Source organism: Sphaerisporangium fuscum (assembly GCF_018531465.1).
Classification (GTDB): domain Bacteria; phylum Actinomycetota; class Actinomycetes; order Streptosporangiales; family Streptosporangiaceae; genus Sphaerisporangium; species Sphaerisporangium fuscum.
The window spans coordinates 34,726-60,089 of record NZ_JAHDTF010000023.1 but is presented as its reverse complement, the minus strand read 5'-3'; the positions used below and the strand labels follow the sequence as shown (position 1 = coordinate 60,089).

Here is a 25,364-nt window from a genome sequence, read left to right as displayed (position 1 = left end):
AATCCCCTGGCAAACGCCGGTGGTGTAAGGGATTCGAGCTTGATATGCAGACAAGCGTGTCCTCCGCAGCGCCCAGCGCGCCGTTCCCGCTGAGTGGTCCGTGGTATCGCATCCAGGCGATCACCGCACCGTCCCGCAGCTCGTCGGCGGAGTGGGACTTCGTCACCGTCCTGCCCGCCGTGCTCTCCGCCGCGCAGCGCAACCGGCCGTTCGTCATCGGCTGGCTCTCGCGCGGCTCCGGCGCGCCGCTCGAACTGATCACCAACGCCGGGCCGCTCACGCCGCCGCGTCCGCCCCGCCGGGCCACCAGCGCCACCGTCGAGGAGCCGCCGCAGGGACCGCAGCCGCTGCTGTTCCCCGGCGGAGCCCGGGGCGTGGAGATCGGCGACGACTGGCTCGCCGACCTCGCCGACCTCACCTGGACGGCCTGTCCCGGCCGCCAGGCCCCGCCGCTCAACGGACGCAGGGAGCCGAGCCCGGACGACCTGCTGCGGCCCACCCTGTTCGAGTCCACGCTGGTCACGCTGATGTCGCGGCCGTTCGCCTGGCTCGTCGTCGCCGAGCCGACCGACCTGCTCGACGCCGAGGTCGCCCACCTGCGCACCCAGCTCAACGTGCTGCGGCAGTACGGCGACGCCTCCGAGCGCAGCCGGTTCGACGCCGAGCGGGCCGAGCGGCGCATGCAGGAGCTCGACGCGTTCCGCGAGGCCGGGCTGTGGAACGTCCGGGTGCTGGCCGGGGCGGCCGGGCCCGACGAGCTGCGGCAGATCGCGCCCGTGCTGGTCGGCTCGGTCGAGATGAGCCACCACCCCTACCGCCTGCGCAGCGCGCTGTCACTGCCGCTGCTGTCGGGGTTCGGCCGCTCCGGCGCCGAGCCGGTGTACGGCTTCGCCGAGGCGCTCGGCGTCACCCTGCAGGACCCCTCGGACGGCGCGGCGGCCCCGTTCGCGGCCACCGCGGGCGCGCTCGCCGCCCTGGCGGGCCTGCCGCGCCGCGAGGTGCCCGGCGTGCGGGTGCTGGACGCGGGCTTCTTCGACGTCACCAGCGAGGCCGACGTCAGCAGCACCGGTGAGCCGGTGCTCGACCTCGGGGCGATCATCGACGGGCAGGACCGCGCCGTCGGGTCGTTCCGGGTGCCGCTCGCCACGCTCAACCGGCACGCGTTCGTCACCGGCGCCACCGGGTCCGGCAAGTCGCAGACCGTGCGCCACCTGCTCGAACAGCTCACCGAGGCCGGCATCCCGTGGCTCGCCATCGAGCCGGCCAAGTCGGAGTACGCCGCCATGGCCGGCCGTGTCGAACACCTCGCGCCGCTGACGGTGATCAATCCGTCGGCGCCCGACAACGTGCCGTTCAGTGTGAACCCCCTGGCGCCTGAGCCGGGCTACCCCGTGCAGGCGCACATCGACATGGTCCGGGCGCTGTTCATGGCGGCCTTCGACGCCGAGGAGCCGTTCCCGCAGATCATGTCGCTGGCGTTGCAGCGGGTGTACGAGGCCAACGGCTGGGACGTCGTCACCGGTGGCGGCATTCCCGGCGCCGCCGTCCAGCCGGCCGTGCCCACGCTGGAGCAGTTACAGACCCACGCCCTGGAGGTCATCCAGGAGATCGGGTACGGCAACGAGGTGCAGGCCGACGTCGAGGGCTTCATCAGCCTGCGGCTGCGCAGCCTGCGCGTGGGCTCGGCCGGGCGCTTCTTCGAGGGCGGCCACCCCGCCGACATCGGCGGCCTGTTACAGCGCAACGTCGTGTTCGCCATCGAGGACGTCGCCAACGACGAGGACAAGGCGTTCCTCATGGGCACGCTCATCATCCGTATCGTCGAGCACCTGCGGATGCGCGCCCGGCAGGAGAAGTCCTCCGGCCTGCAGCACGTCATCGTCATCGAGGAGGCCCACCGGCTGCTGCGCGACCGGGGCGCGCAGCGGGCCGCCACGCACGCCGTCGAGCTGATCGCCGGGATGCTCGCGGAGATCCGCGCGTACGGCGAGGGCATCGTGGTGGCCGAGCAGATCCCGACCAAGCTGATCGCCGACGTGGTGAAGAACACCGCTCTGAAGGTCGTGCACCGGCTCCCGGCCGAGGACGACCGCAGGCTCGTGGGCGCGGCCATCAACCTGAGCGAGGAGCAGTCCCGCCAGGTCGTCTCCCTCCCGCCGGGCATCGCCGCCGTGTTCGCCGACGGCATGGACCGCCCGCTGCGCATCCAGGTGCCCCTCGGCGAGGACCGCGAACGCACCCTCCTCGGTCCCATCCCGCCGATCCGCGGCCGCCGATCCGCCGCCTGCGGGCACGAGTGCACCTCCGGGAAGGCGTGCACGCTCTTCGAGCTCCGCGAGGCCGACCTGCTCGCCGACGCCCCCGAATGGGCCTGGCTGCGCATCTGGACCGACACCGTCGTCCTCGCCTTCTGCGCCAACCGGTCGCTGCCCGGCGTACCCCGCGTGCTCGCCGACATCTGGGCCGAGCTGCCGCCGCGGCGACGCGAATGCCTGCTCGCGACCCTGGTCGACCGCGCCGTCGACCGCCGCGCCTGGTCACTGCGCACCTTCTACGACCCGAGCCTGCTCACGGTGAAGGCGGCCGAGGTGGCGGCGGGCCTTCTCGGCCCGTCCGAGGCGCCGAAACCGGCGGCGTCCGGGGAACGGCCGGGGGCCGCGTGGGTGATCCCGCAGATCCGCTGGGTGCACGAGGTCGACCGGCTGTTCCCCTACGGGCACCCCGCCCCGAACCTCCGCAGTCCCGCGCCCGCCATGGAGTACCCCCTCTTCGGCACCGACCCCAGCGGCCGTCCGTACCCCCACCAAGGGGTCAATCAATCCGCCGGCGTCGACACCGCGGCCCGTCCCGAGCTGCTCGGCCACCGCGCCAAGGCGCTGCGCCACCACCCGCTGTCCATGGAGATCGAACGCAACCGCGCTCTCGCCTGGCGGGTGCTCCTCGGGGACGACGAGCACGAGAGCGTCCGGCAGGACTTCGCCACGGTGGCCATCGGCATCGAACCCCGCGACCGCGTCCGGCACATCGCCCAGACCATGGGCGCCGCCTGGCTGGAGACGGTCCTGTCCTGGCCCCGCCGCTTCATCCTTCCCTTCGAGGAAGGCCCCGAGGACCGGACGGAGCTCACCTTCCCCGACTGACCGCGCTCGCTGATCAGGTGACGAGAATCTCCCCGGAACGGCTGTGCTTTGGACGCACGTGAGGAACTCTTCGGGCAAGCCCGACTAGGATCACGGGCATGACCCAGCTACCGCTGCGGGCTCAGCTCGCGAGTGCCCTCGGGCGTACGGCCGCGACCCTCTCCAGGGTCACCGGGCGTGGCGACGGATCGGTGATCGGTGGCCGTGTCGGGCTGATGCTCGAGCCGGATCTGCTGCGCAAGCTGGCCGCCGACCGCAAGCTCGTGCTGGTCAGCGCGACGAACGGCAAGACGACCACCACCCGGCTGATCACCTCGGAGCTGCAGGAGCTCGGCGAGGTCGCCACCAACGCCTTCGGGGCGAACATGCCGGCCGGTCACGTGTCGGCGCTGTCGGAGGCCAAGCAGGCCCCCATGGCCGTGCTGGAGGTCGACGAGAAGTACCTCCCGGAGGTGCTCGACACGACCGGCGCCGGCGTCGTCGTCCTGATGAACCTCAGCCGCGACCAGATGGACCGCGCCGCCGAGATCTGGCTGCTGGCGCAGAAGTGGCAGCGGGCCCTGGCGGGCAAGAACACCCACGTGATCGCCAACTGCGACGATCCGCTGGTCACCTGGGGCGCGTCGAGCGCCTCCCGCGTCACCTGGGTCTCCTGCGGCCAGCCCTGGAAGGAAGACTCCTGGTGCTGCCCGCAGTGCGGAGGCCCGCTCGACCGTAAGGGCGACGACTGGGCGTGCCGGGAGTGCCATTTCCGCCGTCCCGAGCCCAGGTGGGCGCTCGACGACGACGCGGTGATCGACCCGCACCGGCGGCGCTGGGTCCTCGACCTGCAGCTTCCCGGCCGGGCCAACCGTGCCAACGCCGCCGTCGCCCTGGCGACGGCCGAGGTCTTCGGTCTGCCCGTCGAGCGGGCGCTGCCGAGGCTCCGTGAGGTGAGGTCGGTCGCCGGCCGCTACACCATGGTCGAGCGCGACGGCCGTTCGCTGCGGCTCCTGCTCGCCAAGAACCCCGCGGGCTGGCTGGAGGCCTTCGAGGTCGCCGACCGCACGCTGCCGATCATCCTCTCGGTGAACGCCCAGGGGCCGGACGGCCGCGACACCTCCTGGCTGTGGGACGTCGACTACCGCATCCTGCGTGGACGGCCCGTCTACGTCACGGGCGAGCGGCGGCTCGACCTGGCGCTGCGGCTCGACGTCGCCGAGGTGCCCTTCCAGCTCTGCGAGACGTTCGCGCAGGCCGTCGGCCAGCTGCATCCCGGCCGCATCGACGTCATCGCCAACTACACAGCCTTCCAGCAGATTCGAGCGGAGTTCGGCCGTGCCGTCTGACAGCGCCCTGCGCATCGTATGGATCTACCCCGACCTGCTGAGCACGTACGGCGACCAGGGCAACGTCCTGATCCTCGACCAGCGGGCCCGCAAGCGCGGCATTCCCGTCCAGACCATCTACGTGCGCTCGTCCGACCCGGTGCCCGACTCCGGTGACATCTACCTCATCGGCGGCGGCGAGGACCGCCCGCAGATCCTCGCGGCGGAGCGGCTGCGCCGTGACACCGGGCTCCAGCGGGCCGTCCACAGGGGGGCCGCGCTCCTCGCGGTCTGCGCCGGATACCAGATCATGGGCACCGTGTTCGGCGGCGAGGAAGGCCAGCCGGTGCAGGGCATCGGGCTGCTCGACATCGAGAGCAGCCGCGGCCCCGCCCGCGCGGTGGGCGAGCTCGCCGCCGAGGTCGACGCCGGCCTCGGCGGGCAGATGCTCACCGGCTTCGAGAACCACATGGGCGTCACGCGGCTCGGGCCGGGCGTACGACCGCTGTCGCGCACCGTGGTCGGCACCGGCAACGGCGACGGCACCGAAGGCTGCCACGCGGGCAAGGTCGTCGGGACCTACCTCCACGGCCCGGCGCTGGCCCGTAACCCGTGGCTCGCCGACGTGCTCCTGAGCTGGGCCGTCGGTCCGCTCGCGCCGATCGACGACGGCTGGTACAACCGGCTGCGCGACGAACGGCTCAGGGCCGTCCTGCCGGCCTGAGGCGGGCGGGCGCGGTCAGTAGACCAGCGCCTGCACGCCCTCGCCGAGCACTTCCTCGACGAAGGTCGAAGCGCCGGCGATCCGCACGCCCTCGATCAGGTCCTCCTGCTTGATCCCCCGGCGTGCGGCGCACTGCGTGCACACGGTCACCTTGCCGGCGGACAGCACGACGTCGAGCAGATCGGCCAGCGGGGTGGCCTCCGGCAGGCTGAACTCCTTGGCCCGTCCGGGGAGACCGAACCAGGACGACTCACCCGTCAACCACAGGGACACCGGAACGCCGCTCGCGATCGCCGCCGCCGCGACCGTGAACGCCTGGTTGCACCGCTCGGGCGCGTCCGAGCCTGCCGTCACCTTTATCACCATTGATCGTGCCATGATCTGAGCCTATGCGGGCGCTGCCGTGATCCACCAGGTCATTGTGGTGTTCGGTGTCGCAGGCACGAGCCGTTCGGCGGGCATTTAGGCTCATGTGTCATGGACTCCCAGTCAATTCATCCTGACCTCGAGCCGATCGCCTTCTTGCTGGGCAGGTGGGAGGGCGCCGGAGTCGGCGGCTACCCGACGATCGAGAGCTTCCGGTTCGGGCAGGAGATCACCTTTGAGCACAACGGCAAGCCGTTCCTGAGCTACGTGAGCAAGACGTGGCTGCTCGACGACGAGGGCAACATGGTGCGGCCGCTGGCCACCGAGTCGGGCTACTGGCGGGCGCTCCCCGAGCGGCAGCTCGAGGTCTGCCTGAGCCACCCGACCGGCATCGTCGAGATCTACATCGGCGAGGTCGTCTTCCACAAGATCGAGCTGCGCACCGACGTCGTGGCCCGCACGGCCACCGCCAAGGAGTACACCGCCGGCCACCGCCTCTACGGCCTGGTGAACGGCAACCTGATGTACGCCTACGACATGGCCGCCGAGGGCCAGTCGCTGACGTCCCACATCTCGGCGGAGCTGAAGAAGGTCGAGTAATGCGCGCCCTGGCGCTTCCGGGCAGCGGGGGCGCCCAGGGACGAGGGGGCGGACACAGAAGAACCCCGGGCGTACTCCGTCTCGGAGTGAGACGGGCCGGCTGGACCATGGGTGGAGTCGGGAGACTCCACCCGCCGGCTGCCCGGGGTTCCGGTGTCTGTGTTGGATTCGCCGGACGCCGCCGGTGCCCCTGAGGGCACGACGTCTGGACGGAAGGTCCTGACCTGGCGATGTCCTAGCGGACAGCCACCTCGCTAGTCCTATAACAATCAACCATTGTTCGGACCACCTCCCTTCTGCGTGCTACGAACGCTATGTGAGGGCGAGGGGGCCGGGCAAATGATTTATCTCGGGGCCGCCGGTCCGCGCCGAGGGTGACTCGGCGGCGGTCTCACGCCGCTCCTCCGCGTCCTCGGCCCGACGCGGCCCGCCGGAACGGCCCCGGCCGCGCCCCCGTGCCCCGGTGACGCCGTCCCGGTGTGTTCCGGCGGGTTTCCGCGGCTCTCCCTTCGGATTCACGTGTGAAACAGCCCCCGGAAGCCCGAATGCGTCGCTGTCGACAGGGTCGTCGGCAACTGGTTCAAATCTTGATTTTCCCCGCGGTCGGAATATGGCGGCAGGGGCGTGAACAGGCACTTCGTGATCTTCGTTGCCCCGTGCTTGACGTCCCCGATTTGATCATGCAACACTTCGCGGCAACATCCGCTCCATAATCCTTATTATGGGCATCCGTCAGGGGCTGCTGCATGGCGCATTTATCGACGGTCCGTGCGATCGACAATTCTCTCGTCAATCTGGAAGTCGAAGACACCGAAAAAGATTTGCTGAACTCGTGGTGCGGCCATGTCCGTTACATTCCGAAATACGGGAGCCGTAACACGACGGCCGAAATGTGGGCGCTCGAACTCGCCCCCGCGTCCTCGCTCGGTTCCGGGGTGTACTCGGTCGGCGGTACGGAGCGCGAACGACTGTCCCTCGCCGGCGGCGAGCTCGTCGTCTACGACTGCAAGGACCCCCAGGACGCCCGCTGGGCCGCGTGGCTCGGCCCATGGCACATGGCGCACGGGATGTTCTACGCCCCCTTGTGGGAGACCCGCGACATCGTCGAGACCTTCACCCGGCTGGCCTGGACCGACACGCCCGAAGGCATGACCGCCGACGCCGGGCAGCGCTTCGATCTGTCGACGGCCATGTACCTGCAGGCCATCGCGGGCGTCGGCACCCTGAAGGTCGAGTCCAAGCGGGCGAGCGCCGACCGGATCCCGAAGTGGCGCGGCTACGAGGCCCAGGCCGGCGAGATCTGGCGGCTCGACGACGCCAACGCCGCCGTGCAGCCGCTGATGATGGTCACCGACTCCGCCGTGGTGACCCTGAGCCCCTGGGACGCGCCCCGGGAGTCGCAGCCGGGCCGGTCGGTCCGCGCGGCCGGGCTCGCGGCCTCGCAGGCCGCCGCCGACTTCCTGACGAAGATCAAGCGCATCGACTGGACGGCCTGAGTGGACCCGACGTCGGCCGCGGTCATCGTCCTGGCCGTACTGGTCGCTCTGCTGTTCGCGGCGGGAGCGGGCCTGTACCGGCGGGTGCGCGAGCTGGAGCTGGCCACCTACCACGGCGTCGGTGTCCGCCTCGGCGCGGGCCAGGACGAGCCGACACGGTCCGCCGTGACGACGCCGGACGGCACGACTCTCGTCGTGAAGATCAACAGGCAGTGCTCGATCTGCGACGAGGTCCTGCTCGCCGTCGGCAAGCTGGCCCCCACGCTTCCCGGCGACCACTCCTTCGCGGTGGTCTCCGACGACCCGGGATTCGACAAGAGCCTTCCCGAGCAGGTTCGGGTGATCAAGGATCCCGCGATCTGGCGGTCGATCACCGTGCCGTACGCGCCCGCCCTCCTCGTCGTCGGCGCGGACGGGCTGGTGGTCTTCACGACCCCGGTGGGGTCCGGCGACGCGCTGGTGGACGTCGTCGATCGAGTACTGGACAGACGAAGGGAACCGCAGCCGTGACCATTACCGGCGAGAACCGATCGATCCTCGACCTGATCCCGAGCGCGACCCAGGCACCGGAGGCGGCGCTTCCGTCCCGGGTCGTCGCCAAGCGGGGCTGGAGCCGCAGGCGGGCGCTGGGCATGGCGTTCGGCGTGGTGACGGCGGCCGGGCTCGGCGCCCTGGACCTGCTGCCCGGGGCCCGGCTGCGCGGCGCCGCGGCCTCGGTCCACAAGACCATCTGGGACGAGTGCAAGGGCTACGCCACCTCCTCCCAGGTCTGCCAGCCCGCCTCGGCGTACTTCGGTTCCGACAACTGCACCGGCACGTGGCACCGGGACGACGGCTACACGGGCACCTGCGTGAGCATCAACTACACCTCCGAGGCCACCAGCTGCGCGGGGCGCAACGCATGGCGCTGGCACGGCGGCAGCACCTCCAGCAAGAAGCGCAAGTGCTCCGACGGTTACTACTACGTCGTCACCTGCGGCGCCAGCCCCGTCAACCGGTTCTCGATCTGCCGGACCGCGCTCTAAGTGCGTACCACGACGGCCTCCCTCCGCCTGCTGGCGCCGGGACTGGCGCTCATAGCGGCGGGGGAGGCGGCCGTTGTCGCGGCGCGGGCGCTGAACGTCGGCACGACCGGCTTCGTCTGGCTGGTCGCGGCCCTGGTCGCCGGGTTCTCGCTGTCGGGCTCGGTTTGAAGCCTCAACAGCGCCTGGGTGCTGTCCTCGTCGGTCCGACGGGGTTCTGATATTTCCGGTTTCGTTCTCGGTCTTTTCGTGGGGGCCACGGCCACCGCGTTCGCTTTCGTCGTGGTCGGCTCGCTCGTCCGGGCGCCGTTCCCGCTTCTCGTGCTCCAGATCGTGGTCGCCGTCTCGGCGGTCGTCCTGCTGTTGCAGGAATTCGGCGTGCTGAAGTTCCCGATACTGCAGAACGCACGCCTGGTGCCACAGTTCGTCACCAGGATTCCGTTCTGGGGGGCGGTGCAGTTCGGCATGGAAATGGGTACGGGAATGCGGACCTATTCGCCGACGGCGCTGCCGCACATCATGGCGATCTCCATTGTGTTCCTCGCCTCGTGGCAGCAGGCGCTCATGGCGGGCATCGGTTTCGCGATGGCGCGGGCGGTGATGCTCCTGACGTTCACCGTGGCCCGGAACAAAATGGAGGCCGACAAGGCCTTCTACTTCGAGCTGCCCCGGCTGAGGCCGCTGTTCGCGATCCTGGCGATCCCGATGGTCGTCCTGCTGGTGATCGGGTGATCGCCCTGCGCTGGGCGCTGGGTCTGGTGCTCGTCCTCGCCGTCGCCGGGAAGCTCCGTGCATTCGGGGCTTTCCGCGACGGCCTGGCCGTTTTCGGCCTCCGGCAGCCGATCGCGCCCGTGGCGGCAGGCGTGATCGTCGCCGTGGAGGCGGTGACCGCCGTGGCGATGTTCTCCTCGATGTCCGACCTGGCCGTCGGGGTGGCGGCGAGCCTGCTGGGCGTCGCGTTCACCGGCACGCAGACATACCTGCTGACCGCGGGCGGGCCGTCCTCCTGCCAGTGTTTCGGCGCCCGCGAGCCGGTGTCGTGGTGGACCTGGGGCAGGGCGGCACTGGTCCTGGTGGCGGGCCTGGTGCTGCTCGGCACGGCGGCCTGAGCGCCCTATTTCCCGCGCGGCCTCAACCTTTCGACGCCGGACGGAGTGTTCAATGTCGACGCCGTCCGACGGAGGGGCTGGACCCGGGTGACCGACACCGACAGTTTCCGAGAGTTCGTGGCCACGCGTGGCCTGGCCCTGTCCCGGACGGCCTTCCTGCTCACCGGCGACCACGGCCAGGCGGAGGACCTGGTGCAGGAGACCCTGGTCAAGGCGGCGGCCAGATGGCGCAAGGTCACGGCCCTGGGGGACCCCGAGGCGTACGTGCGCAAGATCATGCTCAACCAGCTGCGCACCTGGCGCCGCCCCCGTCGTCTGACCTTCGTCCCGACCGCCGACCTGCCCGAACCTCCGGCGCGCGAGGACGGGTCCACGCAGACGGACCTGAAGATCGTGCTACGGCACGCCCTCGGCCTGCTCACTCCCAAACAGCGGATCGTGCTCTACCTGAGGTTCTACGAGGACCTCCCGGAAGCCGAGGTCGCCGCCCAGCTGAACTGCTCGGTGGGGACGGTCAAGCGGCACGCGCACGACGGGCTCAAGCGCCTGCGCACAGTGGCGCCACAACTGCTGGAGAAGGTGCATCCGTGAACCTCCATGACACTTACCACCGGCTCGAACAGGACGCGCGCGACTACGCCGACGCCGACCGCGTGCTGCGTGTCGTGCGCCGCCGCCGGGCCGTGCGGACGGCGGCGGGGGCGGCCTTCGCCGCACTGGTGATCGCCGGATTCGGCCTCCAGAGCCTGGTGCGCCCCTCCGGTGACACGATCGTGGCGGTCCCGGCGATGTCGGCCTCGCCGGCGTCCTATCCGGCGCTGCCCGCCCAGGGGCCGGTCGGGCAGGGCGCCGCCGTCTACACGCCGTGCAGGGACGGCTGCCCCACCCTGCTGGCGCTCGCGGACGGCCGGCAGTACCTGCTCGGCGCGCACACCGTCACCCCGCCGGGCAACATCACGCTGTCTCCCGACGGACGCTGGCTCGGCAGGCCGACCGAGAACGGCTACGAGCTGAGAGACCTGCTGGGTGACACCGTCCGCCGCGTCGCCGGTGTCTCTCCTGCGACGGGCGAGACCGGCTACGCGTACGGTCCGTGGGCCTGGTCCGCCGACTCGCGCCGATTGATCCTCGCGTACCACCTGGACGGAAATGTCGGGAAATATCTGGATGTCGACCTGGAGACCGGCGTGGCCACCGCGCCGCCGGCGCCCGAAGGGTACGAGCCCGTCGGCATCCTGAACCCCGGCGACCTTGTCCTGCTGGACGTGTCCCAGTACGAGGGCGTTCGCCGGGAGGTGAAGCTGCGCGTGGGCGCCGTGGAGGTGACGTTCCGGGCGACCGCGGACGGCGTCCTGGCCGACGCCGACCACGGCCTGACGGTCCAGGTCCGCGGTGACCGCATCTTCCTGCTGGAGTACACAGGGGAGAAGGTCGCGGTCCTGCAGTTCGACCGGAAGGGGGCCCTCGAGTCGCGCACGCCGCTGGCCGACGGCCGGTACCCGGTCGGTCCCACTCCTGACGGGTACGCCGTCGTCCAGGTTCCCCGCGACCAGCCGAACGGGCGCCAGCGACTGCTCGCCGGCGACCGGGTCCTTCAGGAGTTCCCCGGCGAGGCGGAGATCGTCATCCCCGGCGGCGCCCGGCACTGACCTCGGAGCACGACGCCGCGACGGGGCCGCCGTGGGTAGTCGATGTTGACAGCAGCGGGCGGACTCCCTTAACTCTATAACTATGGATATAGATAAAGTCGGCTCGTCGCCGATCGAGTTCCGGCTCGATCCCGGCTCCGGCGTGCCGACGTACCTGCAACTGGTGCACCAGGTGGAGCAGGCGCTGCGACTGGGGTACCTGCGGCAGGGCGATCAACTGCCCAAGGTCAAGGACGTCGTCGCAGGGCTGGCCATCAACCCGAACACCGTCCTCAAGGCCTACCGGGAGCTGGAGCACCGCGGCCTGGCGGCCGGACGGCGGGGACTCGGCACGTTCGTCGAGGGCACCCTCGACCGGGTGGGCCTGCGCGAACAGGCGGCACTGCGCAAGAGCATGCTGGCCTGGATGCGCACGGCGAGCGAGGCCGGGCTGGACGAGGAGGGCATGAGCGCCCTGTTCACCGCGGCGTTGCACGAACTGCGGCAGAGCCGTGCGGGCCGGACGGACGAGGAAGACGACGGCGGCCGGGCGGCAGTGGTCCCGTGAGCACGGGAACCGCGATCGAGGCGTCCGGGCTCGGCAAGCGCTACGGCCGCACGTGGGCGTTGCGGGACTGCTCACTGGCGATCCCTTCCGGGCACGTGGTGGGTCTGGTAGGTCCCAACGGCGCCGGCAAGACGACCCTGCTCAGTCTGGCGGTGGGGCTGGCCACGCCGACGACGGGACAGGTACGGGTGGCGGGTGGCAGGCCCGCCGGATCGGCGGCGGCGCTGGACGCGGTCGCCTTCGTGGCCCAGGAGGCGGCGCTCTACCGCAACCTGTCGGTGGCCGACACGCTGCGGCTGGGGCGCAGCCTGAACCGGCGCTGGGACGGCGCGCGCGCTCGCGACCGCTTGGCGGAGCTGGGCATTCCGCTGGAGAAGAAGATCGGCGCGCTGTCGGGCGGCCAGCGATCCCAGATGGCGCTCACCCTCGCCCTCGCCAAATGCCCGGAACTGCTGATCCTCGACGAGCCGCTGGCCGCGTTGGACCCGGTGGCGCGGCACGAGTTCATGTCGGCGTTGATGGCGGCGGTGCTGGAGGACGGCGTCTCGGTGGTGTTCTCCTCCCATGTCGTGAACATGGACGGCTCGTTCTTCGCGCCGGTCCCCGCCACCGGCCTGGGGCACCGCCCGGTCCTTCTCTTCGGCGCCGAACACGAGGCCCCGGGCATGGACCCCAGCTGGGAGCAGGCATGGGGAAGCCTGGACGGCTGGAAACGCTGGCTGACCGTCACCGGCTCCGACCACGGCACCTTCACCGACCTGCCCATCCTCTACGCGTGGGCGGGAAGGCCGGGCCCCGGGATCTCTCCGCGGCGCGCGGAAGAGATCACCCGTGCCTACGTCGGCGCCTTCTTCGACCTGCACCTCAAGCGCACCGAGCAGCCACTGCTCGACGGACCCTCACCAGCCGAACCGGAGGTCACCTTCCAGCACCCCTGAGCTCACATGAAGTTGCGGGTGTGCAGGGCCGACAGCTCCGACGCCTCGTCGGGCGGGAAGCCGAGATGGACCAGCCGGTTCCTGCGTCCTTCGAACATCTCCTCCTGGAGCCGCTGCACCGCCGCGTGGCCACGGGCGATCGCCTGCGGCGACCACGAACCCGCGGCCAGCACCGTGAGCGCGTCCAGGACGTCCTGGTTGATCCCGGCGGTGTCGGCGAGCATGTCGTGCCGCCGCTCGACCGCTCCTCTCAGAGTCCCCCGGAAGGCCGGGTCGCGACGGGCCTGCTCGCCGAGGTGGGCCACGCCGAAGGCCACGTGACGGGCCTCGTCCTGGTGCGCCAGGCGGGCGACCCGCCGCGTGACCGGATCGGGGGCGTACTCGTCCAGGAAGGACAGCAGGTTCAGGAAACTGCCCTCACCCAGTACCGAGAGCAGGAAGGAGGCCAGAGAGAAGTCCGGCTCGGCGAGCAGGGACGTCAGGGACGCGCGCCCGCTGACCGACGACGTGCCCAGGAACTCGCCGCGCAGCGTCGCGCGCCGGGTGAACACCTCGATGTGACGGGCCTCGTCGGCGGCCTGGACGGCGAGCAGCTGCGTCACCTCGCGGAAGTGCGGATGCACCCGGGCCAGCAGCCGCGCCGGGATCACGAGCGCGGCCTGCTCGTTCTCCACGAGATACGTCATCACCTGGACGACGGACGCCTCGATCTCGGCGGGGAGCTCGAAAGGGGCGTCCCAGTCGATCGCCGTACCTGGATCCCACTGCCGTGCCGCGGCCTGGGCGTACAACTTGGGGGCCACCTCGGCCCAGACGGCCTCCTTGCGGTCGAGGTCGAAGGGGACCTGCGGGCCGCCGGGCTCCACCAGGGCACCCCGCGCGGCCAGCCCCCAGTGCGCCGGCGGCCGGGAGACCACGGCCGAGGGCCGCACTCCGCCCGCGCGTTCCGCTCCGGCCCACCGGTCGGCGGCGGCGTGACCGGGACGGATCCAGGCCGCCGCCACATCCGGGTCCGGCTCGGGGGTCAGCTCATGGCCCTCCTGGCGGCACCAGACCGCGAGGTGCACCGCGAGGGCGTCGTGGGTGCCGACGACCCCCAGCCGGTCACCTCGCGGCAGCCGCGCCAGCTCCCTGCGCAGGATGATGTGGGCGCCGCGGTCGAATCCGACGTCCGCCAGGTCGACGACGTGGTCGGTCAAGGGGTGTAGCCCGGTGCCGTCACCCGCCCGGAGCCGTCGTAGAAGCCGCCGCCGTCCACCGCGGCCTCCAGTTCCGCGTAGCCGGACTCACGGCCCGGCTTCCAGGCCTTCAGCCCTTCGAGGTCCAGCAGCGGGCGCACCTCCGGGTCGGCGTACGACATGCCCGCCAGCAGCCGGCCGAACTCATCGACCAGCTCGGCGGGCGCGGAGGCGACGACGGTCATGTTGCAGTGGTCGTACGGCGCGGTGGCGGTGAGGATGCGGGTCGACCCGGCGGGCAGAGTGCCCTCCTGCTCGAACAGGAGATGGTTGGCGTCGATCATGCACGCGGCGGCCACCTCGCCCGAGACCAGCGCGCGTGCGGCGTCGCGCTCTCCGCCGACGTGGTCGCCGTGCAGGCCCACGCCCACGTCGAACCGGCGCACCACGGGCTCGACGCCCAGCTCGCGCAGGTGGTGCAGCGGCAGCAGCGTCGCCTGCGGGGAGTCGACGGCGCCCGTCGCGACGGTCTTCCCCTTGAGGTCGGCGGGCAGCCGGATGTCCGAGTCGCCGCGCACCACCACCACCGAGCGCAGGTCGCGGTCGGTGTCGCGCATGGCGAGGGCGCGCACCGACGTGCCGCGCGCGGCGGCCAGCCGCCGGGCGCGGATCCAGGCCAGGGGAGAGTTCCAGGCCGCGTGGATCCGCCCGTCCACCAGGTCCTCGACCTGGCGTTCATAGTTGGAGTACAGGACGAAGTCGAACGGCAGCCCCTGCGCGGACAGCCAGGCTCGGAATCCCGACCAGATCGTCACGACCTTCGCGTCGTAGGCGACGGCGCCCATCAGCAGGCTCATGCCGTGCCTTCCCCGAGGAGGGGCAGGCCGAAGGAGGCACGGCCCACGAAGTCGTACAGGGCCTCGGTGGTGGGGGCCATCACCCGGGCGGCCAGCGCGTCCCGGAAGTGGCGTTCGACCCCCGCGTCCCGGCGCAGCGCCGACCCGCCGCACAGCCGCATGACCTCGTCGGCGACCTCGACGGCCGCCTCCGCGGCGACGGCCTTGACCTGGAGGACCCGCAGCGTCGCGTCCTCCCTGCCCGTCTCCAGCGCGGTCAGGGTGTCGTTCAGGAACGCCCGCACCTGGTCGCGCCGGATGGCGACCCGTGCGTACGCCGACCGGGTGGCCGGCTGGCCGGCCAGGGTCTGCCCGAGATGCTCCAACCGGGTGGTGGCGACCCGCTCGTGGGCCCTGGCGACCAGTGCGTCCATCACCCCGAGCGAGAACGCCGCGCTGAGCACCAGGAACGCCGGCAGGGCGGTGGCGAGCGCGATGTCGAGCCCCGCGCCGTCGGCTCCCAGCGCGGCCTGGGGCCGTACGTTCCGCGCCTTCATCGGACTGGACGCGTTGCCGCGCAGGCCGAGGCCGTCGAAGGCGCTCTCCACGGACAGGCCGTCCGCCTCCGCCGGGACCAGCCAGAGCGACATCGGGCCGGTGCCGGACAGCGGGCGGCTGGACCACACGTACCCGTCGGCTTCTCCGGCCGCGGTGACGAAGCTCTTGTGCGCGTCGAGCCCGACCCCGTCGCCGTCATCCTTCGCCGTGCTCAACGGCGCCCAGAAATGACTGCGCGAACCCGCCTCGGAAAAGGCCAGGGTGGCGAGGTACCGGCCCTCGGCTATCGCCTTTCGGACCTCGGCCGGGCCGTGCGCCTCTATCACGGCCGTGGCCGCGTAGTGCATGAGTGTGACCATCGCGGTGGATCCGCACACGGCCGCCAGTGAACCGACGACATCGGCCGCGTCCGACAGCCCCTTCCCGGCGCCGCCCACCTCGGTGGCGCTGGTCAGCCCGAGCACACCCGCCTTGCCCAGGGCTTCCATGCCCGCCCGGGGGAAGGCCCCGGTCCGATCCACTTCGGCGGCGGCGGGAGCGATGACGCCGGTGATGACGTCGGCGGCCTGATTTCCGTTCATCGAAGACAAATGCACGTACACCCTTCGCGGTGAGGGCTGAATGGCACTGACAAATGACGTCGAAATTAAATTAAGCGTGCCGCATCGGCGTTATTCGCCGCAGAAATCCATGCGCATCAGGTAACGTACCCGAGGGCGTCAAGATGATCAAGGCTCCGAAGGTGGCACGCGTTCTCACGCACCGTCACCGGACGGTATGAGCACCTCGACCGGCCGCAGGTCGTCCGGCCTGGGCCCGGGGTACAGCCCCGCCAGCATCGCCCCGACCGTGTAGAGGTTCCAGGCGAGGGCCGGCTGCTTCACCACGGGTCCGGCGAACATCTCCTCGACCGCGTCCTTCCTGACGATGTCCCACAGCACGTCGTTCCCGAGGACGCCCTCGCGCAGCACCGCGGTCAGCCGCTCGCCGGGGCTGGTCCGCCAGTTCCAGGCGCCCTTCTTCGGCTTCTTCGGCGCGGCGGCGGCCGGTTTCGCCGGCTCGCGCCGAGAGAGCAGCCGCTCCCAGCGCGAGGGAGTGCGCTCGGACCGGAACCGCCACTCGGAGCCCTCCAGGGGGATCCGCCGCAGCTGCGGCGCGAACATGCCGATCAGCTCGAAGACGACCTCCTCCGACCGGCGCCACATCGGGTCCAGGGCGAGCGCGGCCGCGACGACCCGGTTGTCGAGGAACGGCTGCACCGCGTCCCCGCGCCGCAGCGAACCCGCCCGCGCCGCCGCGTGCCACCGGCCCACCCGGTAGGTGACGTACAGGTGGTCGAGCACCTGGGCAGGGTCGCCGTCCGCGCGCTCCTGCCAGGCGGAGGCCAGGTCGCGGGCATGGGCGTTCGCCTCGTCGGTGAACAGGGCCTCGTCCTTGAGGAAGAACGCGTCCACCCGGCGCTTCATCGCCTTCGGGGACGGATTCCCCTGGCTGTAGAGGAACCCGCCGCGCAGGATCTCGCCGCTCTGGCCCGACATCGTGGGTTTGGAGCTGTAGGGCAGGTATTCGACGATGCTCTCGTAGGCGGACGTCATGCCCTCGCACGTGCGCAGCACCTCGAACGTCCGCAGGAGAGGGTGCTCGACGAGCACGGCGTCCCGTTTCTCGGTTCGCTTGGGCGGGATAACGGTGTGCTCGACCCCGAGCTTCGCCGCGATCTGCCGAGCGATCACGACGTCGGGGTGGTCGTCCAGCCCGTTGGTCGTCGCCCGGAACGGCACCTTGGCCGCGTGCAGCAGGGACGCCATGAGGCGGCTGTCCCTTCCGCCGGTCAGCGCGAGATTGATCGGCTCGTCGAACCGCCGCCGCAGCGTGCCGACCAGCGCCTCGGCCAGGCCCTCGACCGCGCGCTTCTTGCCGCCGCGCGTCTCGGGTACGGGTTCGGGCTGGGGGAGGGGCCGGGTGGTGAGCCGCGCACCGTCCTCGCCGATCACCAGGGTGGACGACGGGGGAAGCGCCCGGACGCCCTCGAACGGCGTCTCGTCGGACAGGAAATAGCCCTGCCGCACCATCGTCTGCAGCGCCCGGACGTCCCACCTGATCGGAGCGTTCCGCCTGGCCAGCAGGTGGACGAGAAGCGCACGGGTGCCGACGATGTGCATTTCCGGGGTCTCGGCGTGGAACAGGCCGCACGCGCGCGTCATGTCGGTGACGGCGGTGGCGCGGCCCGGCTCGACGCGGACGGCCGCGAAACAGCCCCGTATCCCCGGAACGACGTCGCCCATCGCGTCAGCCTCGAGGAGCTTGCGTGCGTCGTCCCAGTCCAGCAGGGTGCCGGTGACCCCGAGGGCCCGGGAACCGCCGTCCACGACGAGGTCCGCCCGTGCGGAGTCCGGCCCCTCGTTCCCCCAGGACAGCAGTGCCGTTCCCCCTAATCGCCGCGCGGCCGCCGAAATCGTCTCCTCGGGCACCGGAAATGCCTGCTTTATCAGGTCTTCCGCGCGCTTCACCGCCTCGTCCAGAACGCCGGAAGGAGTTCCGGCCTTGGCGGCCACTGCCAGAAGTACTCGCACGTCTATTCTCCGATTCGTGAGGTCTCGGGGCCGGGGCTGGCATGATTCCACACCCGTGCGGATCAGGCTGGCCGAGCGCCGCCGGGTCCTCCCGCTGCCGAGGTGCTCGTAGACTCGATGCATGGTGCGTCCCGGAGATCGGATTTCCACATGACCCGGACATGGCACGAGGAACTGCGGGCGCGCGGATACCGGGTCACTCCGCAGCGGCAGTTGGTGCTGGAGGCCGTCACCCGGCTGGGCCATGCGACTCCGGAAGACATCTGCGCGCAGGTCCAGGAGACCGCCCGAGGCGTCAACATCTCCACCGTCTACCGCACGCTGGAACTGCTCGAAGAGCTGGGCATGGTCACCCACACCCACCTCGGCCATGGCGCCCCCACCTACCATCTGGCCAGCGAGGCCGACCACGTCCACCTGGTGTGCCGGGGCTGCGGCGAGATCACCGAGGTCCGCCCGGAGCTCGTCCAGGGCCTGGTCTCCCGGCTCGACGACGAACTCGGCTTCACCACCGACGTCCAACACCTGACCGTCTTCGGCCGCTGCCGCAACTGCCGCTCCTGACCCTTCCCAAAGGGGGCTCGCCTGCGGCTCGGCCCGTGTTTCCCAGTGCGCAGGGCCATGGTCCTCGCCTGCGGCTCGGTCCGTGTTCCCCAGTGCGCAGGGCCATGGTCCTCGCCTGCGGCTCGGTCCGTGTCCCCCAGGGGCAACAGGCCCCCTTCGACCCCCAACCGAGGGGACACCCCTCGAGCTCCCCACCTCACCGATCCCTCTTGACGTAACGGCCGGCCCGCCTGCCGGTTGCTGTGGTGCTCCTCGAGTGGCGCCGGGTCGCCGGTAGCGGCCGACCCGTCTGCCGGTTGCTGTGGTGCTTTTTGAGTGGCGCCGGGTCGGTGGTCACGGCCGGCCCATCTGCCGGTTGCTGTGGTGCTCCTCGAGTGGCGCCGGGTCGCCGGTAGCGGCCGGCCCATCTGCCGGTTGCTGTGGTGCTCCTCAAGCGGCGCCGGGTCGGCGGTAGCGGCCGGCCCGTCTGCCGGTTGCTGCGGTGCTCCCCGATCGGCGCCGGGTCGGCGAGTCGGTGTACGGCGAATTCGGCGCCGCCGTACGGTGGGCAACCCCGGGAACCTCTTTCAACCGGCGATCCCGAGCTCCCGAAGTTTCTCGTCCAGGTCTCGGACGTAGGTGTTGGTGGCCCAGGGCTGGAGTTGCTGCCTGGTGGTCCGGATGCTGTCGACGAGGCGGACCGAGGTGTGCCGAGTAGTTATGTCGGCTACGTCGCTGAGCTTCTGCGCGGCTGCGATGATCTCTCGCTTCTGAACGAAGGCCTTCGTCTGTTCCAGAAGCACAAGTCCTCGTGCCCGCCCTGCGGACTCGTGCAGCTGGGTGAGAACCTGCTCACCTGCCTTGATCGCGTCATCCGGGCGTTTTGTGGCCGCCAAGCAGTGCCCCCGGTTCCACAGCATCCTCGCGGGCGTACACCAGTAAAGGTGCGGCGGATCGATCTCCGTACGGGATGCGCTTGCCAGGTCGTACGCGCGGTCCAGCGCTCGCAGGCCATGATCGCCACGTCCGGCATCGACCAGTGCCCGAGCCAGCGTTTGCGATGAGACGGCGCGTTGCAAGCGACTCGGACTCTCTTGCGCCCACGCCTGTGCCGCGAACGCGTGGTCGAGTGCTTGGGTCGGGCGGCCTCGGTCGCACTCCAAAATCGCCAGACAACCATGCATGTGAGACAGGCGCGTCGGGTCGCCGAGCTCGTGGGCGGCTTCCAGACCCTGTCCGTACCACTGGACGGCGCCCGCGTAGTCGAGGACGTCGTACCGTAACCAGCCGCCCAGGTGGCTGAGGCTCCAGTAGGCGGTGACGAGCCGGTCGCGGAGGGCCGGGGTGAGTGATTTCTCGTGCAGGAGGCGGGCCACCAGGTCGCGCTGGGCGTTCGCCAGCCGGAACACCTTGGACGGCCCGTACGCCTCGTCCAGCCGCCAGCATTGGGCGATCAGTTTCTCGATGGCCGTCACGCTCTGCGCGTCGACGCGGCCGGGGCCCTGGACGGCCTGTGCGAGCCGTACCTCCTCGTCCGCGCTCAGATGCCGCAGCAGCCGCAGGGCGGGCAGGCCACCGAGGGCCATGGCCAGTTCGAACAGCAGCTCGCGTCGCTTCACGTCGGCCTCCTCGACGGTGAGAGCGCGGAACAGGGCGGCGCAGTCTCCGGACGGCAGCCCTGCTGCGACGCTCACCTCCGGCCACTCTCCGGCGGTTTCCATGCTCGCACGCCGCGAATCAGGCGCGGCAGCAGTGAGGCGGGAGCGCTGGAAGGGGTCAAGGTGGCGGTGGTCGATCGAGTCGATCAGCTCCCGGTCGTCGGGGCCGTAGGTGCGAGCAGCGTACGCGTGGGGTGTACGACCTGGGCGGTGGCGGCGTTCCCGGGTTCGGGAGACCGCCGGCGTGCGCGGAGGGCCCGCTGGACGAGCACGGCCGGGGCCTGGGCGCCGTCGCGCGGCTGGCCGCCCGGACCGGTCACCGAGGGAACCCGCTGACCGGTCACCTCGTCTGGGCCGTGCTCGCCGACGCCGGACCGTAAGCCGGGCATCGTGATCGCGTGCCGGCGACGGAGGAGACGATCAAGGACGGCTACGAGAAGTTCGTCCCTTCAGGCGCAACAAAACCACGCGCGGTCGCATCGAACAGTGTGCTGACACGGCCGACGCGGTCCGGGGCCGCCATGAGAGGAACAACGTCATGTTCGAGTACCTCCTGATTCTTCTGGTGGCCGGACTGCCGGCGTGCATCGCTCTGGTAGGCGGGAGTCCTCGTTTCCGGTCCATCGTCGGGGCGATCAATCTTGGGCTCGCGTTCATCATGGTGTCCGTGACCGCCATGCAGCTGGCCCACGATCCGCCCGTGAGCACGGCGATGGCGAGCGGGTTCATGAGTGTCGTGCTCGCGGTCACGGCCGTGGTCCTCCGCCTGTCGCCCGACACGGCCGGCAACAAGGAAGCGGCCCAGGTCGCGCGGCCGCCCTACCCGGCCCCGTCCCAGCAAGGCGCGGGCCACGGCGGCGTACCCGGTGTGGCGCCTGCGCACCCTGGAATGCCCGCGCAGGGCGCGCCCCTGCCGCAGCGGCCCTGGCCGTCGTCCGGCCGGTAGCGCCCGGTTCGGGCAGACCCAGGCGGAGTTCCACATCTCCGGGTGACGGATCGGCACCTGGGTGCGGGAAATGTGGTGGGGCGCAATAGCCTTAGGGCATGCGAAGCCCTCTGCTTGACACGCCTGGAGCAGTCGCCGCCGAGGCCCCCGATGACACCGTCGCCGCGCACTACGGTGAGCCGTACGCCGAGCAGCGCGCCCTCGCGGCCGGGGAGGCGATGGTCGACCGCAGTGACCGCGAGGTCGTCCGCATCTCCGGGCCCGACCGGCTCAGCTGGCTCAACAGCCTGACCTCGCAGAAGCTCGACACCCTCACGCCGGGCACCCCCACCGAGACCCTGTTCCTCGACGCGCAGGGCAGGCTGGAGCACCACCTGACGCTCGTCGACGACGGCGAGTCGGTCTGGGCTCACGTCGAGCCGGGTACGTCGGCGGCGCTGATCGCCTTCCTCGAGAAGATGCGCTTCATGCTCCGCGTCGAGGTGGCCGACATGACCGCCGAGTACGCCGTCGTCACCGTCCTGCCGCCGGGCGCGCAGGACGCGGCGGCGACCGCGCCGGAGGGAGCGATCGCGATCGGCGGGGATCTGCTGGTCCCGCGTGAGCGTCTGGCCGGGCTCGCGCAGGAGCTCGGGCTGAAGCTCGCCGGCCTGTGGGCGTACGAGGCGCTGCGCATCGAGGCGCACCTGCCCCGGGCCGGGTTCGAGACCGACCACAAGGCGATTCCCCACGAGGTCGGCTGGATCGGCTCGGCGGTTCACCTGTCGAAGGGGTGTTACAAAGGCCAGGAGACCGTCGCCCGTGTGCACAACCTGGGCCACCCGCCGCGTCGCCTGGTGTTCCTGCACCTCGACGGCAGCGTCGACACGTTGCCGCCCCACGGCGCGCCCGTGACCCTCGGTGTCGGCGCGCCTCGCGAGGCCGACCCGGAGGCGGTTGTCGAGGGCAGTGCCGAGCCCGGCCAGGTCGGCTTCGTGGGCTCGTCCGCCCGCCACCACGAGCTCGGCCCGATCGCGCTGGCCCTGGTGAAGCGCACCGTCCCGGTCGACATCGACCTGCTGGCGGGCGGCGTCGCCGCCACCCAGGAGGTCATCGTCCCGCCGGACGCCGGCCGCAACGTCACGATCGACCCCGCCCTCCGCCGCCGGATCCGGTAAGCCTCGATGACTGCCGGACCATTTCCAGGCCGATCGTGCTGTCAGTGGGTGAGCGTGTGATCCGGGTGCTGCTGGCGGAGGACATGCGCATCCTGCGGGAGGCGCTCGCCGGGCTGCTGAGCCTGGAGGACGACATCGAGGTCGTCGCGCAGGTCGAGGCCGGGGACGCGATCCTCGCGACGGCCCTGGAAACCCGGCCGGACGTCGCGGTCATCGACATCGAGCTGCCCGGCATGGACGGGCTGACCGCCGCCGCGCGGCTGCACGAACGGCTGCCGGAGTGCCGCACACTGATCCTCACCGGCGTCGGACGTCCGGGCACGCTGCGCCGGGCGCTGGCGGCGCACGTCGCGGGGTTCATGGTCAAGGACGCCGGGCCCGCCGAGCTGGCGGGCGCGATCCGCACGGTCGCGGCGGGCGGCCGGGTCGTCGACCCGCAGCTCGCGTTCGCCGCGCTGGACGTCCAGGGCAGCCCGCTGACCGAACGGGAGACCGAGGTGCTCAGGCTGACCGCCGCCGGGGCCGAGCCCACCGAGATCGCCGCGCAGGTCAAGCTGTCCTACGGCACCGTCCGCAACTATCTCGCCTCCGCCGTCACCAAGCTCAACGCGCGCAACAGGGTGGACGCGATCCGGATCGCCACCGAAGCCGGCTGGCTCTGAACCGCCGCGCTCAGGCGGCCGTGGCGGCGCCGGCCCGGTCGGCGGCCGGTGTCTCGGGGAACTCGGCGGTGAGGCTGAACCGGTCCGGGCCGTTCCGGACGAGGAGCCGGCCGCCGGCCTCCTCGGCCCGCGACCGCAGGTTGGCCAGGCCCGTGCCGGAACGCTCGCCGCCGGCGGGACGGACGCCGTCGTTGGCGACCCGCAGCCGGTAGGTGCCGCCGTCGCGCGACGCCTCGATGCTGCACAGGCGGGCATGCGAGTGCCGGACGACGTTGGTGACGGCCTCGCGCAGCACGATCGCCAGGACGCCGCCGAGGCCGGGCGGGATGGGCGCGGCGAGGTCGACGCGCGCCTCGATCCCGGCGGCGGCGAGCATCGAGCGGGCCGCCGTCACCTCTTCATCCAGGTGGAGGTCGGCCCGTTCCCCGGTGATCGATCGCAGGGACGCCAGGGCGTGCTCGGCGAGCCCGGTCAGCTCGGTGAGTTGCGCTCGGCCCGCGTCGGGGTCGGCGGCCATCACCCGTCCGGCCAGTTCTCCCTTCAGCACCAGTGCCGACAGCTGAAAGCCCAGCAGGTCGTGCACATCTCTGGCGATCCGCAGCCGCTCCTTCACCACCGCCAGCCGGGTCACCTCGCGACGTGCCTCCTCCAGCCGCGCCAACATGACGGGCAGCACGCACAGCGCGTAGACCGGGATGAGGAACGCGGGTGTGAACAACAAGGCGTTCACCTGGCTGATCAGCGGCGCCCACCCCCAGGCGATCTCCACTGCGCCGACGAGGAGGAACACCGTGGCGAGCCATGACCAGGGGGGCCGCAGCTGGTACAGCACGACACCGCCGACCAGCGAGGCGTAGGACGCCGGGACGGCCGGGCCGACGACGATCAGAGCCAGGAGCAGCAGGACGATCTGCAGGGGCACGGTCACCTGCCACGCCCGCGGCGGCGCCCCGCCCGGACGCGGGTAGACGTGCCGGAGTTGGAGGAGGGAGATCGGCGGGACGAGCACGGCCGCCGCCAGGATCTGCGCGGGTGTCAAGGATCCCGTACCGTTCTCCACGCTGTGCGCTATGTCCAGGGCGGACGTGGCGAGGTAGTCGATCTCGATGAGCAGCAGCACGGCGAAGGCCAGCCAGGGGGCGGCACCGACCGGGCCGGGCGAGCGTGCCATGCCGCGTCTTTTCCCGATCGGGATCCATGCCTCGACCCCTGAGTCGACCTCCAGGTGCCCGCCGAGGTCGCCGATCTCCACGGCCGTCTCCCGCAGCGCGTCGGCCAGTCCGTCGCTCCACTCGTGACCGGGCGCGTCGGGTGGTGGCCCGGTGAAGGTCACGCGCAGGCGCGCCGACCCGTCGAGGTGGATCCGGCACTGCTCGGGTGTGCCCCGCCGCAGGACGGTGACCACCGTGCGGCGCAGTACGGCCGCCAGCGCCGCGTCGATCGCCGCCGGGAGCGTGACCGGCGCGGCGCGGACCGTGACCGTGGTTCCGGCCGTCCGCAGGACCGTCCGCGCCGCCTCGACCTCCGCTGTCAGCGACCGGTCCCGGTAGTCGTCGGCGACCGACCGCACATCGCTCAGCGCCGCACGCGCGGTGCCCGTGGCGTCGGCGAGGCGGGCCGGGTCCAGGTCCGTGGCTGCTCGGCGCAGTGCGACCAGGACCTGTGTGAGGCGGCCGCCCAGGGCCGCGCTCAGATCGCGGGCGATCCGCAACCGCTCCCGGGCGACCTCCAGTCCGGCCGCCTCGGCCCGCGTGCGCTGGAGGTCCTGGGCGAGCCGCGCCAGCCGCGCCACGGCGAAGAAGGCGAGCGCGGTGGTGCCGGTGGCCAGGACGGTCCACGCCGACTCGTCCCAGCCCAGGCCGAGCACCTTCTTGATCACGGCCTCGCCCAGCGCCAGGCATCCCGCCAGGATCCAGGACGTCCGGCCGGTGAAGACCAGCAGCACCGAGGCCGTGGGCAGGGCGGCATACGGACCCCAGGGGGCGCCGTACACGAGGGTGAGACCGTAGGCGATCATGACCTGGACCAGGACGGCGGACAGGCGTGCCGCTCGGGGCAGGCGGCGCAGAATGATCGCGAACTGCAGGCCGCAGGTCAGGGCGAGCGCGACCGATCCCAGTGCCGGCCCTTCGGTGTGCGCCCACGGGGCGAGCCGCGGGCCGGGCGGCAGGTAGAGGATCAGCTGCAGGGCCTTGAGGGTGCACCACAGGCCGATGGTGGCGAGGAGCAGCGCCGTGAAACGCTGTGGCGGCATGAAGTCGCGTGCCACGCCGACCTCCCCTCCAAGAACCGCCCGAAATCCGAATTATGCAGATCCCATAAGCCTGATGTGCATTCTGCACACTACAAGGGTGC

Annotated in this window: 26 protein-coding genes; 18 read left to right on the top strand and 8 right to left on the bottom strand. The window is 71.2% G+C overall.

Annotated elements, in window-relative coordinates:
- The first annotated feature begins 56 nt into the window (after positions 1–56).
- The 3 genes from KIK05_RS27945 (at position 57) to KIK05_RS27935 (ending at position 5,171) form a co-directional block, all read left to right on the top strand.
- Complete coding sequence (locus KIK05_RS27945) at positions 57–3,140, top strand: ATP-binding protein (protein WP_308250154.1); 3,084 nt, start codon at positions 57–59, stop codon at positions 3,138–3,140.
- Positions 3,141–3,238: 98 nt separating this feature from the next.
- Complete coding sequence (locus KIK05_RS27940; protein ID WP_214413839.1) at positions 3,239–4,468, top strand: MurT ligase domain-containing protein; 1,230 nt, start codon at positions 3,239–3,241, stop codon at positions 4,466–4,468.
- Positions 4,458–5,171 carry a type 1 glutamine amidotransferase gene (locus KIK05_RS27935; protein ID WP_214413838.1) on the top strand — a complete coding sequence of 238 codons (714 nt, stop codon included), beginning with the start codon at positions 4,458–4,460 and terminating at the stop codon, positions 5,169–5,171. Before KIK05_RS27940 ends, KIK05_RS27935 begins: the two co-directional genes overlap by 11 nt.
- Before the next feature lie 15 nt (positions 5,172–5,186).
- Here KIK05_RS27935 and KIK05_RS27930 read toward each other — a convergent pair whose 3' ends face one another.
- A complete protein-coding gene (locus KIK05_RS27930; protein WP_214413837.1) occupies positions 5,187–5,549 on the bottom strand; it encodes a DsrE family protein in 363 nt (120 codons plus the stop codon).
- A 99-nt stretch (positions 5,550–5,648) separates the two neighbouring features.
- On the opposite strand from KIK05_RS27930, the gene KIK05_RS27925 reads away from it, so the two are divergent.
- From KIK05_RS27925 to KIK05_RS27875, 11 genes are all read left to right on the top strand, one after another.
- On the top strand, positions 5,649–6,137 hold the full coding sequence (locus KIK05_RS27925; RefSeq protein WP_214413836.1) for a heme-binding beta-barrel domain-containing protein: 489 nt from the start codon (positions 5,649–5,651) through the stop codon (positions 6,135–6,137).
- An 890-nt stretch (positions 6,138–7,027) separates the two neighbouring features.
- Positions 7,028–7,633: a hypothetical protein gene (locus KIK05_RS27920; protein WP_214413835.1), complete on the top strand. Its 606-nt coding sequence runs from the start codon at positions 7,028–7,030 to the stop codon at positions 7,631–7,633.
- Positions 7,634–8,143 (top strand): hypothetical protein, encoded by a 510-nt coding sequence (locus tag KIK05_RS27915; protein WP_214413834.1) that lies wholly within the window; start codon positions 7,634–7,636, stop codon positions 8,141–8,143. It begins immediately after the preceding gene.
- Complete coding sequence (locus tag KIK05_RS27910; protein ID WP_214413833.1) at positions 8,140–8,658, top strand: hypothetical protein; 519 nt, start codon at positions 8,140–8,142, stop codon at positions 8,656–8,658. The genes KIK05_RS27915 and KIK05_RS27910 overlap by 4 nt, the downstream gene beginning before the upstream one ends.
- Positions 8,659–8,826 carry a hypothetical protein gene (locus tag KIK05_RS27905; RefSeq protein WP_214413832.1) on the top strand — a complete coding sequence of 56 codons (168 nt, stop codon included), beginning with the start codon at positions 8,659–8,661 and terminating at the stop codon, positions 8,824–8,826.
- 18 nt (positions 8,827–8,844) lie between these two features.
- Complete coding sequence (locus KIK05_RS27900; RefSeq protein ID WP_214413831.1) at positions 8,845–9,387, top strand: hypothetical protein; 543 nt, start codon at positions 8,845–8,847, stop codon at positions 9,385–9,387.
- The gene (locus KIK05_RS27895) at positions 9,384–9,764 is read left to right on the top strand and encodes a MauE/DoxX family redox-associated membrane protein (RefSeq protein WP_214413830.1); all 381 of its coding nucleotides are present in this window, start codon (positions 9,384–9,386) and stop codon (positions 9,762–9,764) included. Before KIK05_RS27900 ends, KIK05_RS27895 begins: the two co-directional genes overlap by 4 nt.
- Positions 9,765–9,851: 87 nt before the next feature.
- Positions 9,852–10,355, top strand: a complete 504-nt coding sequence (locus tag KIK05_RS27890; protein WP_214413829.1) for a SigE family RNA polymerase sigma factor — start codon at positions 9,852–9,854, stop codon at positions 10,353–10,355.
- Complete coding sequence (locus KIK05_RS27885) at positions 10,352–11,413, top strand: TolB-like translocation protein (protein WP_214413828.1); 1,062 nt, start codon at positions 10,352–10,354, stop codon at positions 11,411–11,413. The genes KIK05_RS27890 and KIK05_RS27885 overlap by 4 nt, the downstream gene beginning before the upstream one ends.
- A gap of 82 nt (positions 11,414–11,495) precedes the next feature.
- Entirely contained in the window at positions 11,496–11,960 is a 465-nt protein-coding gene (locus tag KIK05_RS27880; RefSeq protein ID WP_214413827.1) for a GntR family transcriptional regulator, read from the top strand.
- Entirely contained in the window at positions 11,957–12,898 is a 942-nt protein-coding gene (locus KIK05_RS27875; protein WP_214413826.1) for an ABC transporter ATP-binding protein, read from the top strand. The genes KIK05_RS27880 and KIK05_RS27875 overlap by 4 nt, the downstream gene beginning before the upstream one ends.
- 2 nt (positions 12,899–12,900) lie before the next feature.
- On the opposite strand, the gene KIK05_RS27870 is transcribed toward KIK05_RS27875, so the two are convergent.
- The 4 genes from KIK05_RS27870 to KIK05_RS27855 form a co-directional block, all read right to left on the bottom strand.
- Positions 12,901–14,097, bottom strand: a complete 1,197-nt coding sequence (locus tag KIK05_RS27870) for a ferritin-like domain-containing protein (RefSeq protein WP_214413825.1) — start codon at positions 14,095–14,097, stop codon at positions 12,901–12,903.
- Positions 14,094–14,933, bottom strand: a complete 840-nt coding sequence (locus KIK05_RS27865) for a phosphate/phosphite/phosphonate ABC transporter substrate-binding protein (RefSeq protein WP_214413824.1) — start codon at positions 14,931–14,933, stop codon at positions 14,094–14,096. Before KIK05_RS27865 ends, KIK05_RS27870 begins: the two co-directional genes overlap by 4 nt.
- Positions 14,930–16,051 (bottom strand): acyl-CoA dehydrogenase family protein, encoded by a 1,122-nt coding sequence (locus KIK05_RS27860; RefSeq protein WP_250563574.1) that lies wholly within the window; start codon positions 16,049–16,051, stop codon positions 14,930–14,932. Before KIK05_RS27860 ends, KIK05_RS27865 begins: the two co-directional genes overlap by 4 nt.
- A 174-nt stretch (positions 16,052–16,225) precedes the next feature.
- Positions 16,226–18,043: an asparagine synthase-related protein gene (locus tag KIK05_RS27855; RefSeq protein ID WP_308250153.1), complete on the bottom strand. Its 1,818-nt coding sequence runs from the start codon at positions 18,041–18,043 to the stop codon at positions 16,226–16,228.
- A gap of 150 nt (positions 18,044–18,193) precedes the next feature.
- On the opposite strand from KIK05_RS27855, the gene KIK05_RS27850 reads away from it, so the two are divergent.
- Positions 18,194–18,607 (top strand): Fur family transcriptional regulator, encoded by a 414-nt coding sequence (locus tag KIK05_RS27850; RefSeq protein WP_214413822.1) that lies wholly within the window; start codon positions 18,194–18,196, stop codon positions 18,605–18,607.
- A gap of 566 nt (positions 18,608–19,173) precedes the next feature.
- Here the strand turns inward: KIK05_RS27850 and KIK05_RS27845 are convergent.
- Together KIK05_RS27845 and KIK05_RS27840 are read right to left on the bottom strand one after the other, a co-directional pair.
- Positions 19,174–20,307: an NsdA family TPR-like regulatory protein gene (locus tag KIK05_RS27845; RefSeq protein WP_214413821.1), complete on the bottom strand. Its 1,134-nt coding sequence runs from the start codon at positions 20,305–20,307 to the stop codon at positions 19,174–19,176.
- Positions 20,308–20,390: 83 nt separating this feature from the next.
- Complete coding sequence (locus tag KIK05_RS27840; protein WP_214413820.1) at positions 20,391–20,633, bottom strand: hypothetical protein; 243 nt, start codon at positions 20,631–20,633, stop codon at positions 20,391–20,393.
- 149 nt (positions 20,634–20,782) lie between these two features.
- On the opposite strand from KIK05_RS27840, the gene KIK05_RS27835 reads away from it, so the two are divergent.
- The 3 genes from KIK05_RS27835 to KIK05_RS27825 all read left to right on the top strand — a co-directional run bounded on the left by KIK05_RS27835 (position 20,783) and on the right by KIK05_RS27825 (position 23,009).
- Complete coding sequence (locus KIK05_RS27835; protein WP_214413819.1) at positions 20,783–21,190, top strand: hypothetical protein; 408 nt, start codon at positions 20,783–20,785, stop codon at positions 21,188–21,190.
- Between the two features lie 98 nt (positions 21,191–21,288).
- A complete protein-coding gene (ygfZ, locus tag KIK05_RS27830; protein WP_214413818.1) occupies positions 21,289–22,347 on the top strand; it encodes a CAF17-like 4Fe-4S cluster assembly/insertion protein YgfZ in 1,059 nt (352 codons plus the stop codon).
- A 56-nt stretch (positions 22,348–22,403) separates the two neighbouring features.
- Entirely contained in the window at positions 22,404–23,009 is a 606-nt protein-coding gene (locus KIK05_RS27825) for a response regulator transcription factor (RefSeq protein ID WP_214413970.1), read from the top strand.
- A 10-nt stretch (positions 23,010–23,019) separates the two neighbouring features.
- On the opposite strand, the gene KIK05_RS49055 is transcribed toward KIK05_RS27825, so the two are convergent.
- Complete coding sequence (locus tag KIK05_RS49055) at positions 23,020–25,278, bottom strand: sensor histidine kinase (protein ID WP_214413817.1); 2,259 nt, start codon at positions 25,276–25,278, stop codon at positions 23,020–23,022.
- Positions 25,279–25,364 lie beyond the last annotated feature (86 nt).

What these genes read in the sequence shown, in the direction of transcription:
- KIK05_RS27940 (WP_214413839.1), top strand. Translation starts at nt 3,239, where the DNA reads ATGACCCAGCTACCGCTGCGGGCTCAGCTCGCGAGTGCCCTCGGGCGT.
- KIK05_RS27930 (WP_214413837.1), bottom strand. Translation starts at nt 5,549, where the DNA reads ATGGCACGATCAATGGTGATAAAGGTGACGGCAGGCTCGGACGCGCCC.
- KIK05_RS27925 (WP_214413836.1), top strand. Translation starts at nt 5,649, where the DNA reads ATGGACTCCCAGTCAATTCATCCTGACCTCGAGCCGATCGCCTTCTTG.
- KIK05_RS27920 (WP_214413835.1), top strand. Translation starts at nt 7,028, where the DNA reads ATGTGGGCGCTCGAACTCGCCCCCGCGTCCTCGCTCGGTTCCGGGGTG.
- KIK05_RS27880 (WP_214413827.1), top strand. Translation starts at nt 11,496, where the DNA reads ATGGATATAGATAAAGTCGGCTCGTCGCCGATCGAGTTCCGGCTCGAT.
- KIK05_RS27865 (WP_214413824.1), bottom strand. Translation starts at nt 14,933, where the DNA reads ATGAGCCTGCTGATGGGCGCCGTCGCCTACGACGCGAAGGTCGTGACG.
- KIK05_RS27860 (WP_250563574.1), bottom strand. Translation starts at nt 16,051, where the DNA reads ATGAACGGAAATCAGGCCGCCGACGTCATCACCGGCGTCATCGCTCCC.
- KIK05_RS27850 (WP_214413822.1), top strand. Translation starts at nt 18,194, where the DNA reads ATGACCCGGACATGGCACGAGGAACTGCGGGCGCGCGGATACCGGGTC.
- KIK05_RS27845 (WP_214413821.1), bottom strand. Translation starts at nt 20,307, where the DNA reads ATGGAAACCGCCGGAGAGTGGCCGGAGGTGAGCGTCGCAGCAGGGCTG.
- KIK05_RS27840 (WP_214413820.1), bottom strand. Translation starts at nt 20,633, where the DNA reads ATGCCCGGCTTACGGTCCGGCGTCGGCGAGCACGGCCCAGACGAGGTG.
- KIK05_RS27835 (WP_214413819.1), top strand. Translation starts at nt 20,783, where the DNA reads ATGTTCGAGTACCTCCTGATTCTTCTGGTGGCCGGACTGCCGGCGTGC.
- ygfZ (WP_214413818.1), top strand. Translation starts at nt 21,289, where the DNA reads ATGCGAAGCCCTCTGCTTGACACGCCTGGAGCAGTCGCCGCCGAGGCC.